This window comes from Anabaena azotica FACHB-119 (assembly GCF_014697625.1).
GTDB classification, from domain to species: Bacteria; Cyanobacteriota; Cyanobacteriia; order Cyanobacteriales; family Nostocaceae; genus Trichormus; species Trichormus azoticus_A.
On sequence record NZ_JACJSG010000088.1, the window covers coordinates 1 to 14,467 of the forward strand.

Consider the following 14,467-nt stretch of genomic DNA (forward strand, 5'->3'; position numbering starts at 1 on the left):
CACAACACCCCACTCATCGATGAGTGGGGTGTTGTGCATACCCCTGCGGCACACCCCATGTTTGCATAAAATCGATGTGCTTCAGCTTATGTCTGCATGAAACCCCATATTTGCACCCCATTTCTGCGTAGAATAGAATGTTTGTACAACATATCTGCACCCCATTTCCGCAGATATGGCGATTTCTACCCTATATCTGCACCCCATTTCAGTAAATATTAGATATCTGCACAACATATCTGTACCCCATTACTGTTTTATCGTTCTGTGACCTCTGATTTTTTGCACCCCATTTCAGCAATTCTTAGATATCTGCACAACATATCAGCACCCCATTTTTGTATAACCAACTTTTTTGTACTGCTTACTTAACACCCCATTACTGCTTAACTTATATTTGCACAACTTGACTGCACCCCATATCAGATTTAAGTTGCCAGCGATCGCACCCAAATTGCCGCCTCTCCCCAGTCCCCAATACCTTCTCCCCACTCCCCTCACCCTGGACTGGCATCTACGATGCTCAACGACGGCGGCTAACGCCGCGTCTCCCCCATTCCCCACTCCCCACCAACCGCCGCCGCTTCTCTAAACTCAGAGTGTAGATTTTGAATACTTCCAGTACAGCGATCGCCGCCTCCCCATTCCCCAGAAAAAAGACGGCTGCACCTTTCGCCGTATCTTCCCTTATCAAAGTAGTGTGAGTGTTTTTATACGTTATGCGAGAAAGCCTAAGTAATTTACAGAATGCAAGCAAGTAGTTATTTTATTAATAAAAAATCCATGTGCTTCCGTGGGTCTACGCCATGTCACACATAGGTTATAGCGTTTTTGCGTGTCCGGTTTTTTCTGGGACAAATTTTGATGTCCTTCCGTTCTCAATTCTGTATAAATCACAGCCACAACCATACTTAGCAGTATTTAACCCTTCCACAATGCCCTACAAAGGCGCGATCGCTCCTCCGCCATAAAATCCCCACCCATCCCCCTACACCTGCACTCAGGCGCAAAATAAAAGCCACCTACGCGGCGGCTACGTTGTTTATGGCAAATATTGTTTAGGGGTGGGCGATTAGGGGGCGATCGCTTTCTCCTGTTTGTTCATCTTCAATAAATCCAAATGCTCAACATTAGTTTGTCAACCTGTTGTGGATAACAATGCTGATCAATGTGGTTAAACCAAATCTCACTTTAAATCGTAAAATTAGCCCCACCCAAACTATTTACTGATGGGGTATGCGGGATAAAAAATATAAAATCCTCTCAATTATGTAAGAGTGTTACAGACAAAATTATAAACTTTCTAAAAGTCTCTTAGATGAGGTTCATTTTGAGTATCTAATAAACTCGAAATTTCTTTCCTATATTTTTCCACTAGTTCTTTATTTGGCTTGTCTTCCCAATTTAGAAAAGTCCTTCCCTTCAATGTGAACATTGTGCTATTCCTTAGTGCAACACATTTTTTTATAGGGTCACAGGTTGGGTCATACTCGCCAATAGCCACAAATTTAATGCCGTCCTCCCGGTAAAATGTCATCGTAATAGACGCTTCTATCATTCCATTCAGACTACTAAAACGTTCTAGTGACACTTTGTCCAACACTGAATATTCAGAGTTTTCTCTTCTACAAAGAAGAGTCCTAGAGTCGAAGAGTTTCACAAATTTACCCAAGACGCAATTTAAGGTTTTATTATTAGATAATTGTGGTTGCGTATTCGCCTTTTGTGCTATAGCTTCCGAAGACATCAAACTTATTATGAACAAACCTATTGAGATGATTAATGTGCTAGTTTTCATGAAATTTAGTCCTTTTAATAAAATATTAAATGATACTTAAACCATTGGAAACTAGTTTAACTAAGTTAATCACCTCATCAATCTTTATTCCTAGTTTGCGGTTGTCGTAAGGGTTTAGCCTATGCTTGGTGCGATCGCTCTTACTGCGTAAAATCCCATTTACTCACCCCTACCCTGTCTACAGGCGCAAAAATAAAGCCACCCGTGCGGCGGCTTTGTGGTGAAGACTGGCGACAGCCGGAGGGGCGATCGCTATGACCTCTGTAACTAATGACTATTGTTAAATATTTGGAATACTTGCGTGAGCTTTAAATAGTTGGATAGATAATAAAATTATGCTGAAGGGTTATTTTTAATTAATACTCGATATTTCTTGAGATTGCATAGCTTTTTGAGCGTTTGCTTGAGCTTCTTTTATGGATATTACAGGTATGTAAACAGATAGTGGTCTATCTATTAAACTTAAAAATCCAGCTTGTTCAATGTAATATTCTTTAACTTCTTTATTTTTGGCATCAACTATAACTGCATAAACAGCTACTTTCTTAGAAATTTCAATAACATTTTCAAAAGCGTGTCTTATGAGCTTTTTGCCAATACCCTTTCTTTGAACTGATCTGTTTACTGCAAATTTACCAATAAGCATTGCTGGTATAGGATAACCAGGAAGACTATCTTTCAAATCATCAGGTAAATTTTTTACTTCAATTAAGCTCATGCTTGCTGTATAGTAACCAAATATACATTTTGGGTTTTCTATATCGCAAGCAACAAAAGTTCTTGCAATAGAAATTTCATTATTTTTCCAAGCAAGTTGTTTTAGATATTTACTTAATTCTTTATCTTCTTTTTTGTCACCACAATTAAAGTCTATTTTTTTTAGACTACTACGAGTATGCCCTGTTTCTTCTAAGGCACAAATATTAAGCTCCACAAGTTATTATCTTTAAATATTTTCGTTATTCAAATATTGACAATAAAGCTTTTGATGGAGCAGGTGGATTATCCATCACTTCTAAAAAAGCTTTAGCATCTGTTTGTGATAATACCCAAGCATCATTTCTGTATGGTTGAGCTTCTTGCTCTTCATCCTGTAGTGATACTTGTACTGTGGTAGAAGTAAAATAATCAATTATTTTCTGCAAAAAATTTAGGCGAACATGAGGACTTTTTAAATACAACATACTGTTTACTCCTAAGTAAAAGTTTGGCTAGGTAAAAAATTTAAAAATTACTGGTTGTAACAGTATTGTTTTCATCCTATTTTTTACAAACCAGTATTTGTAGCCATACTAGATAGCTCTAGTATAGAGCAAATGTTTTGTTGTGCCACCTATACTCAAAACTATATTGCGCTATATTAGAGGATTTTGACAAGTTTATCAACTTATATATGCTTAGAAGTGTTTAAGGTGAAACTAAACCAAGCGACGATAAAACCCATTCCCAGGGTTGGACAACTACTTCTATGGCAAAATTTGGGTGTAGGGTTACAGCCAGAGAGGCGATCGCTAACTACTCATCTCTGAAACTGCCACACAATTTTCCTAAAGCATTGATATCTTGAATCTCAATGTCGCGGTCATAACTCAAAGCCGCGTCACGGTTCTCAAGTAATATACGGCTGATGTATGCCCGTTTTTTGGACTCATTAACATCGTTGAACAACCCAGAACAAACTTGAGCGTAAATCTGGCGGTTTAAATGCCCTTTGAACTTATTCACCTGTTTACTGCCTTCTGTGACTACCCATTCCTTACCGTTGGTAATTTGGCACAAACCGCACAGGGTAGCCATTGTTTCAGCGATATAGCGCGAACATCTATCATGAGAAACCTTAGCCGCTTTTTGGATAGCCTCAACCGTTCTCGACTCTGGCAGTGTACGCTTATTGAATTTCTCTAGCCAAGCTATAGCATTGACCACACCTTGAGCCGCTTTACCTAGTACGGGTATCTTCTCCGGTGCTACAACTTCCGCAACGTGACGCTTTAACTGACCCTCAAAAATTACGTGAGCATCGTCAACATAGGTAAAGATGCCACTACTCATTACTTCAGATTGACGGCGGCCAGTGAGGAGCATTACAGCGATCGCAACTTCTTTCCATTTGGCGGCTGACTGGGGGAGATTGTTGACCGTATCGATTGCCCAGCTAATGTAGGGTAAGACTTTGATTGCTCTAACATCCTCTTCCGCCGCTTCACTCCTAGCTTTATTCAGTTTGTATTTAGCTGCACCAATATCACTAAACGCACCCCTGACAGCCGTATCAAAATCATTAAATGTATCTTCTAGGGTGCGGTCATTCACTGGGGGAAATTTATCATTTTCTGGCTTGATAATGCCAGCCAAATAGCGCATTATCTCAACTCTGATTTTTTGAATTGAGCCGGGGTGTGCTTTGCCCTCTGGTGATTTAGCGTTAGCGTAATCTTCAATGATTACTCTTGTACGTGCTACTAAAATTGCAAACTCTGGTAAGAAGTATTTTTGAGTTTTGCAAAGGTTTAGCTGATATTCTCGCAAGCCTGTTAAATCGTCTTTATCAGCAGTTGCAAAGTAGAGTTTTTTGGCGATCGCCATTCTTTCGGCTTCTGAGTCGCTGTATTCAGTTTCTACTGTTGGTTGTGCTAGTGTTTCTACTACTGGTTCTACAGTTGGTTCTACAACGGGTTCTATATTTGGTTCTACAGTGGGTTCTACAACCGGATTCCAATTTTTTAGCTTGTTTTTGAGATAATATTCAGCCGCTTTTTTAGCATGGTCTAACTCTTTATGCTTTTGAGTTTGCAAGCCTGATTCGTGCGTACCTTGCCAATACAAACTTCCGTCAATTTTGATTACTACCTGGGTAAATTTAAAGCCAGGAATATTATCAAAGTGTAAATCTTTTGTAGCTTCTACAGTGGGTTCTACAGTAGGTTCTACCACTTGGTTTTTTTGCTGTTCTAAAGCACCTTCAACCATTGAAATGTAATTAATACATTCATCCTGACGACCGTTAGTAGTAATAAAAGATTTTTTCTCGACTTCGTACCCATCACGCATAAAAGGCACTAATTTATGGTGTTTCTCCCATAATTCCGCCGCTTGCTTACGAATTGCTTTCGTTCTGTCCTTACCGGGTAAATGAGCGAAACTGTCTTGAATTGCCTGTATTGACCTTGCCATAAAACTTATAACCTTTTTGTGTGTCTCTGCATTTATTATAACACCCCATTTCTTTAACAAACAGGGGTTAACCATAAAAAGAAATGGGGTGTGTTTGAATTGTCTATCAGTAACTTTTATGCAAGCTATTTCGCTTATTAGTGAAATGGGGTGTTATATTATTAAAGGAAAGAGAAATGGGGTGCAATCTACACCCCACACACAAAAAGGTTTTTTTAATCATGACTACTCTAACAATTTCTCAAGCCCCAACAAAAGCCAATATCCAAAATGATTACGCATCGGGCGAATTTGACGCAGCGATCGCACTCCCACCAAAGCAAACTCACGGCGAATACTGGCAAGGATATCTGGGGTACACAGCCAAAACTGGTAACGCTCCATTCTAAATAAACCTTGGGGTAGGCGATGAACCTACCCTTAATTTTTGGCGATGGGCTTACGCTTGAAATCAGTGTATTCATTGAAAGCCATACTCAAGATCAATGGTATCGCTTGGATGGTGGGTATATATCCATTCCCAGCATTCATCAGCATCGCCTGATGAGAACAAAGCCTCGAATGGCTTAAACCCGTAGTGGGTTAATTCATTTTCTGCCAATACCTCATGAATGTGGCAAGAATTTTCAACATAGTAAACCTCAAAAACATAGAACATATTCAATTTCTTGAAAAAAGGAGCTATCTAACTTAACCAGTTTTTACCACAGTCCCGACATTGTAGGCGCTGTTTGTTCTGCGATCGCCCATTTTTTTTAATGTTCTGACTCCCACACTCAGGGCAAGCCAAAGCGGTAACAGTTGGCTTGGCTTGGCGTATCGCCTCAATCTGGTTTACTGAGTTTTGATAACTGGCTAAATCAATATCGACGCTATCGAAGTAAGGCAACTGGTAGAACACGGGGGAACGGTCAGCCGTCACCATAGCAATTCTCAATTCTCTGGCAGTATCACAGATAATCTCGTTAGCTTCCTCCATCTCTAATTCAATTTGCTCTAGTGTGGCCAGTGCTTTTTCTACTGCCGATTTACTGTAGAAGCGATCGCCGTACTGGGTGAGAAATGTTCTAATGCTCACCGGGTCAATGTAGACATTGGTTAACATCTTTTGGTCGTCAATGGTTAACCCTTTGGTGGTGCTGACCATCCCAGATTGACCCATGATCATCACCCCCATATTGATATGCCCACCATCTTTTAAGACTTGCTTGAACTGCTTACCACCTTCAGTCCCCACTTGATCAATTGCATTATCAAATTCGTCACAAATCCAGATGTAACCTACAGAGTCTTTATACTGTGAGTTAGTGGAATGCTTACGCCTGCCGTATTCATCAGCCAAGCCCTTAAAACCTCTACTGGCATCTTTCCAGCGTAGGCAGAAGTCTAGATCAGTGGAATTTTTCACGCTGATACCTGCCAACGGGTTACAGAAAGCAAACTCTGTATAATCCAACTTTTTACCGTTGGGGGTGTTGCCACAGAGAAAACCACGTTTTAACAGATGTGACATCAAAACTAAAACAGTGGGAGTTTTACCGCTTCCCGGCTCACCAACAATTCGCCACCTAATAGGCTGGCTGAGTAAATAGTTAATGAAATCTGGCTGACTGCGGTAAAGACTTGATTTATCCGCTTTTCGCACTGGGCGATCGCGCCTGTACTTCACCACAAGGCAATCGGTAACAGCCAGTTTTTTGGCTGACTCAATGCTGTAAATTCCCAAGTTTCGGGTAATTTCTTGTGAGCAATCTTTAATTAGTTTGGCGATCGCTTCTGGGGAATGACTGCGGCTGTAAGCATAACCCGCCGTCACTACGCCGTCAGTTTCATCTATGCCTGTGACTCTCAAGGGTATTTGCTTCTGGAACCATAACCACTGAGCGATCGCATTAGCTATTCGTCCCGACGCATCAAAACCAAACTCCCCATAAACGGGTTCTATCAAGTCACCTTGCAGTTGTTGTTGCAGTTGACTAATTCTGATGTTTAAGATTTCGATTTGTTCAAGGTAGTTTTGACGTTCGGCGTTAATTGCAATTGATACTTCATCTAAATTTTCGTTGTAACTAGATGCCAGAGATTTAATAATTTCTGCCTTGCTCTGATGCCCGTGAGCTACTTTCTCACCCCACGACTGTAGACGGCGGAAGAGTGCCATAGCTTCAGCCGTGATGCTGTCATGTTCTGAGTAAATTTTCTCTAACTCGGTTTGCTTGGCTAGTTGAAAACGCTTGTTAGCCTCTGCCTCTACTTGGGCATGGAATGTACTTTCCCACTCTGTAAGCTCTGCCTCTAACCTCTTCATGGTATCAAGGCTTAACTGATGATCTCTACACGCTCTATCCCAGTTAGTTTGGTACTCATCTAGCTTTGAATTTAGATGAGCAATCATCACACTACTTTCAATTTTGGCTTGACCCAGATTATTGATAGTATTCCTTGCTTCCTTGAGTTCTTCCCTTACCTCTATCAACTGCTTAACAAGTGTATTGGCTTCATGTTCGCATGATTGACACTGACCAATTACTTTATGTAAGTTCCTGCCAGCATTTTTTAACTTGTCCTCAGCAGCATTAATTAATCTTTGCGCTCTGGTATCAACAATTAAATGTGTAATGAAGCTGGCAGGAATCGCACCAACAGCCGCCATAGTTAGCAGCTTGGATTTGTCTATGTTGGAGGTAGACACCGCTAAACCAATACCCAATCCCAAAAGCCCTAAGCCAACACTGTAACTAGTCTTCATTTCTCTACCTCCAGATAATCACCCAACTGTTGTTTAAAGCTGGACAGCTTACCCTCTACCTCAATGGTTTTTAACCTTGTTTCTTCTGCCTTTACCTCAGCTTGTTTGAGTTTTTGGGCTAACTCATCCTTGGTAAATACGGCGATATTTGTATCAGCAATTGTCTTGTTTTGATTGATATCTAACGTTACTGATTTTTGCTCGGTAACTTCTTTCTGTGACAAGTAATCAATGTAATTACCTCTCACTTTCTCAATTTCTGTAGCAGCTTGGATACCGGAGCCGATGGCTTTAGCGTGTTTACCAACTACAGTAAATTTCTCACGGGTGAGGTCTAGGGCGGCTCCTGTTAATTTCAATGCTCTAGTAGCACCTTCATAGATTCGCATCCCCTTATCAAATTGGGCTTCTTTTGCCTGTGGTATTGATTCGGAAGGATTAAGGGGATCAGTTACTTGATATTTTTCTGGGTGAAATATGGGCATCATTCCCGGTATTAAATCGGGCGTAACGCTCAACAATCCAGGGATGCGAGTATCTATTGCTGTGGTAGTGCTGGCAGTGGTAGCGTTAGCACTCCCATTTTTACCCTTTGCTACCTTTTCGGCTACGGTTTGGGCGGCTGTTTTTGTGGTGTCGATTCTAGCCATTGTTTAAAAACTTTCTAGTGTTGATCAGCGACTGGTAACGTATTTCTAATTGGCGGAATGCTTTGTCAATCTCGTTAAATTCAAGTGCTAAGGCTTCATCGAGATCATATTTTTTTAGCACTTGGTTTAGTTCTTGCTGGTCTGTTTTAGCGTCCTCAATTTGGCGGTTTAACTCATCCATGATGGTATGATTGAGGTCAGAGAATTTAACAAATATAGCGGTTGAGCTAGCAACCGCTTTTTACTACTGGGTAAAGCCTTCACGGGAATTTACAACATTAGTTGTTGTCTCGTACTGTAAAAAATTAAAAAACTGAACAACATCACCAATAGAAACATCACAATCAAAATGTAACCCTTGGAACTGGGGATGCTTGCGGATAGCTGATAGTAGTTCCTGAGATTGGGCAATAAGTTCTGGTAGTGGTTGAGTGTTCATGATTGTTGCTCCTAGTAGTAGTTGGCGTAATTACCTTGTAAAAGAGCGTTGATAGTTGCACACAAAAGATTATTGAAGCTATCAAAAACTTTGAGCATATTTACCTCAATGGATCAGGTTGAATATTTTTTCTAAGCCAGCGTTGAGAACGTCGAGAGGAAGTAGAAAAGCGTTGACTATGCGAAGTTTTTCAACTTTCCCAGTACATCGTTAATCTCTGCGCTGATATCGGTAGTGTCTGGGGTGAATTGGGGTGAAGATTGGGCTAGCCCGGCTAAGTCTCGAATCACCCCTACATAGCTTTGTTTTTGACCTTGCCAGCGTTGGTTGATGCCCTCTGCTAGTTCTGCATCCCTCACAGCCAAGTTATTGAGTACAAGGGCGTTTCTCACTTGTAAGATGCCATCGACGGCGGTGATTTCCTCAGTAGCTTGCTTGGCTACCATCTCCACCAGGGATAAGCCAGCATTGGGCGTTGGGGATTGGGTAGGGTTAGTTAGCTGTTGCTGTGAAGCCTGGGGTACTATAGGGGCGTTTTGTGGCTGGTCTGTGGCTGTCTGAGTGGCTTGCTGTGTGGGAGTTTCAGACGATTCTAAATTTTCGCTCCGTGCTGGCAACTGTGGCTGTTGCTGTTGCTCTAATTTCTTAGCCACTGCCTCAAAGTCAAGTGTTGGCAAAGCTTTTACTGTATCGAAGTCATCCGGGCGAATGTCTATTAGTGCCAGTCTGAGGGTTTGTTCTGTGGTTTTTAGTTGTTCAGCAGCATCAGCCACAGTAATTGTGTTGCTGTCTGTTGCTGGTGGGGTTGTTTTCTTGGCGGTACGAGCCATGATTTACGCTCCTTTCTTTATCTGTAGTTGCTGGAATGCTTGCTGATAGCGATATTTACTGAAATCCTGCTGATTTTTGAGAATGTACCCTTTGACCCGTTCGCCGCGTCGTAGTTGAGCCATTAACCGACCTACACGGCTTAAAACCCATGCTTGATAGGGTGACAGGGGTGATTCTCGGTCAATGCTTCCGTCAAAGGCTTTGGGGTAGGCGTTGCGAAAAGATTCAATTCTCCAGAATGCTAGGTTTTCCCAAGTGCAAAGGGTAGAACGAGCTACACCCAATAACTCAGCTAAATGTGTCTTGGTGGCGGGAAATTCCAAAAATAAATCTAAGTCGGTGGAATGCTTACAGCGTCGAGGTTTCATGATTCATATAACAATCGATTTGAATCAGGTATTAACTAAGTAGCAATCGATAGAGTATTAGCTTATGTGTAGCGTCAAATCGCTAAAAGCCAGATGGGGTAATGCTTTGGCTTACTCGTAGGACGCTAATCAGTAGCTTGTTGTTGATCGATTGCTGATGCTGTTAATATAGTGGCTAAGAGGTTCACCTGTCAAGCAAGAGGTTCACTAGATAGACACAAGTGTTTTCTGATGGATAATAGATGCTAAGTTAATTACCTAGCATCATGCCTTCTAGTAAACCAAAAGTACAAATTAGATTTGAGGATGAAGACTTCCGTTATTTAGAGGATTGGGCAAAGTCAGAATTTATACCTATTACTCAGCTATGCAGACAAATAATTTTAAAAGCAGCAGAACAAAGGAAGTCAGAACAGGAGAAGACAGCATGATAAAAAGACTGCTTATTGTAGCAGTGGACAATTACGGAAAGTAAATGAGTAGACCAGATTACACAGAGGCTTTTCTAAGGGCAAGAAAAGCACTTAGACGCGGGAAATGTCCCAGTCAAGAAGACATCGAGCATATCTACCAACAGGGATGGGAAACTCATTTAGGAGAATCCGAAAGACAATTATTAGAAGACTGTAAAAAGGAGTATGAGTAAATGGCAGTTGCAACCAAGAATGAAGCAGTAGAGCAATGGCTTTCACAAACCGTAGGGCTGAAATTGGTTCAGGCTACAAACGCGGAGGGTAAAATTGTTTCCCCAGAAGATGTTTTGAAAGTTGCCGCAGAATGTGAATGGGTAGAAATTGACGATATTTCAGATACTCCCTATGCCAAAGATGGCTTAATCTTCCCCACGACCTTAGAAATTGGTTGGGGCAATGCTGATGATGCTTACACTCAAGAGCGTTCCGAGAAAGCGGGGGTCTATTTTTTTAATGCTTACTACCAAGTAAGCGATCGCAATGGTGGGAGTGGGTTATAAGGTGCGACCGCGCAGCTAGGCTGATCCGATCTGCCTCCCACATCCCTTACACCACAACCACATTACGCTATGTAACAAATTTTTTTCTTACTTCTTTCTTACTCGCGTAAACCTTTGTTAAGCCACGCGATCGCAATTCTTTACGCTCCGTCAAATCCTGAATTTGCCTATATCTAGCAGATCATGGAGCGCAATTTTTAAGATGACTATCGTTGAATAAACGAAAAGTTTATAAATACTCAAACATTGAACTAAATTAGACTGGAAAACGGACAAATCAGCAAAAAAAAGCTGATCAACAAAGTCTCTAGGCTTTTGAGTATCGAATTACCAATTAAGGTTGAGTTAGCTTCCGATACAAAGAACGATTAGCAGTCGTTCGCCAAAAGATTGTCAATCAGACAAACCAATAAAAAATTAAATTCTATTAACTCAAGCTTACCTATTAATTCGCAAAACTCAAAGTCTGGAGCCACTAATTTTAAACAGGTGGCTATCTATGGCTCAAAATATCAATGCGAGAGTATCCCCCCTCTTGCACTGTGTCAAAAAAGCTTATTTATCAGCAACTATAGCAAAATCCCCCTTATTGGGTCAATGGCAGAACTACACAAAATTGACCAAGGCGATACATAGGCAAGAATTAACAAAAAGCCTTAATTTTCTTCAAAAAGCAGGCTACACAAGCAATTCAGCAATTTTTATTTTGCCTAACCTTCAAGCAAGCTTGGAGGTGGCATGATGTTGAATGCAAAAGCCTTTGGTAGAAACAATCCTTGCCCAGTATGCGGGAATACTGACGCAGATTGTAGGTATAACGCTTTTGACCTGGACTTTATTCAATGCCACACTTTTGTAGATGCAGCCAAAGGTGAAAAAATTAATGGGTTTGTATGCGTTAAAGCAAGCAATGGACACACAGCCTCATTCAAACCCGACAATAGCCAAGAATGGACTCTTGAACGGCGCAGAGAGTGGGAGCAACGCAAAGCACAACGAGTTGCACTAGCCAAACAGCAACAGCATAAGAGGAAACAAAGAGCTTTAAGCGTAAGCTTACGCCATCAGCTGTACTCAGAAATTTTAGACAGTCTGCCACAGGATGAAACTCTCATTGCTGACTTACAGCGCAGAGGTTTTAGCCCAGAAGAAATTGCGTCCTGTGGGTTTAAATCGGTCAGCAAATACCAACAGCTAACAAGACAGTTTGACAAACGCCTTCCAGGGGTCACAGAAGACGCGATGAGGCTAATTGTTAGCAGTGAGGGTTACTTATGCCCAATTCGAGATTTTGAGGGGCATATAGTAGCGTTACAACTGCGCCTATATCATCCTGGTGAGGGTGGGCGCTACAGGTGGATCAGCAGTCCAGCCCAAACCCTAGCTATCACAGTAGGGGATACATTAGAGAATCCCTTAGCAGTCTTCCACCCAGCCCAGCCTATTGGAATTGCACTGGTAGAGGGTACAGGTACAAAACCCTTCTTAGTCAGTCAAAGGCTAAATTTACTGACCATCGGCGCGGCGGGTGGGCAGTTCGCCAATAGCCCCAATCTTTTAAAACAATACCTTGATAGGGCTTTAACTCAAGTTGGAGGCGATAAAACCCTTGTCATCTTCCCCGATGCTGGAGACGTTCAAAATCAGCAAGTAATCAATCGCTGGAAATCCGTGACTGAATTACTGGCTGTTTGGGGATGGTCTTTGACTTTTGGTTGGTGGGGTCAAATAACCAAACAAGACAACGATATTGATGAATTACCAGAATACAGCCAAATTAATTACATCGGTGGCGAAGAATTTTTAGCGATCGCCCAGGTGCAATTAAAGCAAATCGAAAATGACCAGCAAGCGGCACAGCTTGCCAAACAAAAGCGGCAGGAACTAGAACACCTAGCAACTATTCGCCACCAATTAACCCATATTACAGAAAAACCTTACCGGATTGTGGACGTTCCCCACATGGGAGAGGTTTTAAACGACTTGATTGAGCCGGGGACAGTAAACATTATCATCTCCCAAACAGCCACAGGTAAAACCGAAAGTGTAAAACCTTTGGTGAAGAAAGCTGAGGCTTGTTACAGTTGGCACAATCGCCGCTCATTAGGGCGGAAAATGAGTAGTGATTTGTCCATTAATTACAAAGATGATATCAACGGTAGAGGGCAAAAGAAAAAAGCGGCTTTTTGCGCTCCGAGTGCCTACCAATTTGAACCCAAAAACTTGTCTAATCAAGGTATCTTACTATTAGATGAAGCTGACCAAGTGTTTGATTTTCTGTTTGGTTCACTCTGTAATAAAGATGGGATTCGCCCGTTATTACTAGCGACACTGGAGGCGCATTTTGAGGCGGCAATATCAGGTAAAGGTGTAGCAATCTGCATGAGTGCTGATATTACTCAAAAAGAAATTGATTACATCAAAGCAATTGCCCCCGCAGGTACACCAGTCAGGCTGATAATCAACAAATATAAACCCCCCAGACCTGATATTAATCTTGACATTTCTTCTAGTCCAGAAGGTTTATTAGATGAACTAATAAATAGAGTTAAACAGGGCATACCCTGTTTTGTACTGGATGACATGAAAGATGGGGTAAAAGGTTGTAAGTCCATTGCTGAATATGTACGTCAATCAATGCCAGAAATCGCCAGTGAGATATTAGAAATCCACTCAGACGCAATGGACGACCCGAATGTACAAGAGTTCGTTTCTCAGTCAGACATCAAAGCCGAACAGTACAGAGTTATCTTTACAAGTCCTTCTATTATTTCAGGGATTAGCCTTAAGAATAGACGTTTTAACAATGGTGTATTTGCCTTTTGTAATGGCATTCTGGGCGATAGAGAAATTAAACAGTTTCTCAATAGAGTTAGGGGGGCTGAGGATATTTATCTATGGATAGCTGAGGAGGGATACTCACCCAGGGGAATTAACCCAGACCTAGTTACACCAGAGGAAGTCAATGATTACTATCAGAGGAATTATGCAGCCAATAGCAAACATATACTCTCTCTAAAAACCGACTATAACCCGCTAAAAGGTGAATGGTCATCTCCACACTTTAAGCTGTTTGTCGATAACATTTCTTACAAGAATGCGACTATGAAATATTTACGTCATTTCACAGTAGAGCATTTAAAAGAAATAGGTTACGGCATTGTTGAGCAAGAGTTTATTCCTGAAGGTGGCACAAAGGAAATCAGCGATAAATTAAAACTAATTTGGGGGAATATTGATTTAAAAGAGGCGGAAATGATAGCAGCAGCCAGGATATTAAGTGATGCGGAGATGGAAGCAATACAGCATAGCGGTGAAGATATCCCGCCGCATTTGAAACCAGCTTATTTAAAAACTCGGATGTTACAAACTTTCGGTCAACAATTGATTGATGCTACCACGTTTGAACACAAATCTGGGAGGACATTGACTGGTTTCGCGGCAATGGCTTTAAAAAATAAACGTGGTGATTACTACCGTCATTT

Annotated in this window: 17 protein-coding genes and 1 pseudogene; 6 read left to right on the forward strand and 12 right to left on the reverse strand. The window is 41.4% G+C overall.

From position 1 onward, the window contains the following. Window positions 1-523: 523 nt before the first annotated feature. The 5 genes from H6G83_RS33440 to H6G83_RS33460 form a co-directional block, all read right to left on the reverse strand. Entirely contained in the window at window positions 524-694 is a 171-nt protein-coding gene (locus H6G83_RS33440) for a hypothetical protein (RefSeq protein WP_190480253.1), read from the reverse strand. Between the two features lie 609 nt (window positions 695-1,303). Next, a complete protein-coding gene (locus tag H6G83_RS33445; RefSeq protein WP_190480255.1) occupies window positions 1,304-1,798 on the reverse strand; it encodes a hypothetical protein in 495 nt (164 codons plus the stop codon). Window positions 1,799-2,150: 352 nt separating this feature from the next. Further along, window positions 2,151-2,732 (reverse strand): GNAT family N-acetyltransferase, encoded by a 582-nt coding sequence (locus H6G83_RS36320; protein ID WP_190480258.1) that lies wholly within the window; start codon window positions 2,730-2,732, stop codon window positions 2,151-2,153. Between the two features lie 25 nt (window positions 2,733-2,757). After that, window positions 2,758-2,982 carry a type II toxin-antitoxin system TacA family antitoxin gene (locus H6G83_RS33455; protein ID WP_190480259.1) on the reverse strand — a complete coding sequence of 75 codons (225 nt, stop codon included), beginning with the start codon at window positions 2,980-2,982 and terminating at the stop codon, window positions 2,758-2,760. A gap of 331 nt (window positions 2,983-3,313) precedes the next feature. Next, window positions 3,314-4,972 (reverse strand): protelomerase family protein, encoded by a 1,659-nt coding sequence (locus tag H6G83_RS33460; RefSeq protein WP_190480261.1) that lies wholly within the window; start codon window positions 4,970-4,972, stop codon window positions 3,314-3,316. A gap of 221 nt (window positions 4,973-5,193) precedes the next feature. Here H6G83_RS33460 and H6G83_RS33465 point away from each other — a divergent pair, with 221 nt between their 5' ends. Next, window positions 5,194-5,361, forward strand: coding sequence for a hypothetical protein (locus H6G83_RS33465; protein ID WP_190480263.1), 168 nt, complete (start codon window positions 5,194-5,196; stop codon window positions 5,359-5,361). Window positions 5,362-5,432: 71 nt separating this feature from the next. Here H6G83_RS33465 and H6G83_RS35075 read toward each other — a convergent pair whose 3' ends face one another. From H6G83_RS35075 to H6G83_RS33500, 7 genes are all read right to left on the reverse strand, one after another. Further along, window positions 5,433-5,636, reverse strand: coding sequence for a hypothetical protein (locus H6G83_RS35075; protein ID WP_206759023.1), 204 nt, complete (start codon window positions 5,634-5,636; stop codon window positions 5,433-5,435). Window positions 5,637-5,657: 21 nt separating this feature from the next. After that, entirely contained in the window at window positions 5,658-7,721 is a 2,064-nt protein-coding gene (locus H6G83_RS33475) for a transposase-like zinc-binding domain-containing protein (protein ID WP_190480267.1), read from the reverse strand. Further along, on the reverse strand, window positions 7,718-8,371 hold the full coding sequence (locus tag H6G83_RS33480; protein WP_190480270.1) for a hypothetical protein: 654 nt from the start codon (window positions 8,369-8,371) through the stop codon (window positions 7,718-7,720). The genes H6G83_RS33475 and H6G83_RS33480 overlap by 4 nt, the downstream gene beginning before the upstream one ends. Then, window positions 8,364-8,552 carry a hypothetical protein gene (locus H6G83_RS33485; protein ID WP_190480272.1) on the reverse strand — a complete coding sequence of 63 codons (189 nt, stop codon included), beginning with the start codon at window positions 8,550-8,552 and terminating at the stop codon, window positions 8,364-8,366. The genes H6G83_RS33480 and H6G83_RS33485 overlap by 8 nt, the downstream gene beginning before the upstream one ends. 63 nt (window positions 8,553-8,615) lie before the next feature. Continuing rightward, complete coding sequence (locus H6G83_RS33490) at window positions 8,616-8,810, reverse strand: hypothetical protein (RefSeq protein WP_190480273.1); 195 nt, start codon at window positions 8,808-8,810, stop codon at window positions 8,616-8,618. Window positions 8,811-8,986: 176 nt separating this feature from the next. After that, the gene (locus H6G83_RS33495; protein ID WP_190480276.1) at window positions 8,987-9,640 is read right to left on the reverse strand and encodes a hypothetical protein; all 654 of its coding nucleotides are present in this window, start codon (window positions 9,638-9,640) and stop codon (window positions 8,987-8,989) included. A 3-nt stretch (window positions 9,641-9,643) separates the two neighbouring features. Further along, a complete protein-coding gene (locus tag H6G83_RS33500; RefSeq protein WP_190480278.1) occupies window positions 9,644-10,009 on the reverse strand; it encodes a hypothetical protein in 366 nt (121 codons plus the stop codon). Window positions 10,010-10,275: 266 nt separating this feature from the next. Between H6G83_RS33500 and H6G83_RS33505 the strand changes: the two genes are divergently transcribed. The 5 genes and pseudogenes from H6G83_RS33505 to H6G83_RS33525 form a co-directional block, all read left to right on the forward strand. Continuing rightward, window positions 10,276-10,440 (forward strand): hypothetical protein, encoded by a 165-nt coding sequence (locus H6G83_RS33505; protein ID WP_190480280.1) that lies wholly within the window; start codon window positions 10,276-10,278, stop codon window positions 10,438-10,440. 44 nt (window positions 10,441-10,484) lie between these two features. Beyond that, the gene (locus H6G83_RS33510; RefSeq protein ID WP_190480282.1) at window positions 10,485-10,655 is read left to right on the forward strand and encodes a hypothetical protein; all 171 of its coding nucleotides are present in this window, start codon (window positions 10,485-10,487) and stop codon (window positions 10,653-10,655) included. Continuing rightward, on the forward strand, window positions 10,656-10,982 hold the full coding sequence (locus tag H6G83_RS33515; RefSeq protein WP_190480284.1) for a hypothetical protein: 327 nt from the start codon (window positions 10,656-10,658) through the stop codon (window positions 10,980-10,982). A gap of 499 nt (window positions 10,983-11,481) precedes the next feature. Continuing rightward, window positions 11,482-11,724, forward strand: coding sequence for a hypothetical protein (locus H6G83_RS33520; protein WP_190480286.1), 243 nt, complete (start codon window positions 11,482-11,484; stop codon window positions 11,722-11,724). Further along, window positions 11,724-14,467, forward strand: a pseudogene (locus H6G83_RS33525) (hypothetical protein); the annotation flags it as partial. The gene H6G83_RS33520 and the pseudogene H6G83_RS33525, both read left to right, overlap by 1 nt.

Bases quoted from the DNA above. Each gene is read 5' to 3' on its own strand.
- H6G83_RS33445 (WP_190480255.1), bottom strand. From the start codon at position 1,798: ATGAAAACTAGCACATTAATCATCTCAATAGGTTTGTTCATAATAAGT.
- H6G83_RS33455 (WP_190480259.1), bottom strand. From the start codon at position 2,982: ATGTTGTATTTAAAAAGTCCTCATGTTCGCCTAAATTTTTTGCAGAAA.
- H6G83_RS33460 (WP_190480261.1), bottom strand. From the start codon at position 4,972: ATGGCAAGGTCAATACAGGCAATTCAAGACAGTTTCGCTCATTTACCC.
- H6G83_RS33465 (WP_190480263.1), top strand. From the start codon at position 5,194: ATGACTACTCTAACAATTTCTCAAGCCCCAACAAAAGCCAATATCCAA.
- H6G83_RS33475 (WP_190480267.1), bottom strand. From the start codon at position 7,721: ATGAAGACTAGTTACAGTGTTGGCTTAGGGCTTTTGGGATTGGGTATT.
- H6G83_RS33480 (WP_190480270.1), bottom strand. From the start codon at position 8,371: ATGGCTAGAATCGACACCACAAAAACAGCCGCCCAAACCGTAGCCGAA.
- H6G83_RS33485 (WP_190480272.1), bottom strand. From the start codon at position 8,552: ATGGATGAGTTAAACCGCCAAATTGAGGACGCTAAAACAGACCAGCAA.
- H6G83_RS33490 (WP_190480273.1), bottom strand. From the start codon at position 8,810: ATGAACACTCAACCACTACCAGAACTTATTGCCCAATCTCAGGAACTA.
- H6G83_RS33495 (WP_190480276.1), bottom strand. From the start codon at position 9,640: ATGGCTCGTACCGCCAAGAAAACAACCCCACCAGCAACAGACAGCAAC.
- H6G83_RS33500 (WP_190480278.1), bottom strand. From the start codon at position 10,009: ATGAAACCTCGACGCTGTAAGCATTCCACCGACTTAGATTTATTTTTG.
- H6G83_RS33505 (WP_190480280.1), top strand. From the start codon at position 10,276: ATGCCTTCTAGTAAACCAAAAGTACAAATTAGATTTGAGGATGAAGAC.
- H6G83_RS33510 (WP_190480282.1), top strand. From the start codon at position 10,485: ATGAGTAGACCAGATTACACAGAGGCTTTTCTAAGGGCAAGAAAAGCA.
- H6G83_RS33515 (WP_190480284.1), top strand. From the start codon at position 10,656: ATGGCAGTTGCAACCAAGAATGAAGCAGTAGAGCAATGGCTTTCACAA.
- H6G83_RS33520 (WP_190480286.1), top strand. From the start codon at position 11,482: ATGGCTCAAAATATCAATGCGAGAGTATCCCCCCTCTTGCACTGTGTC.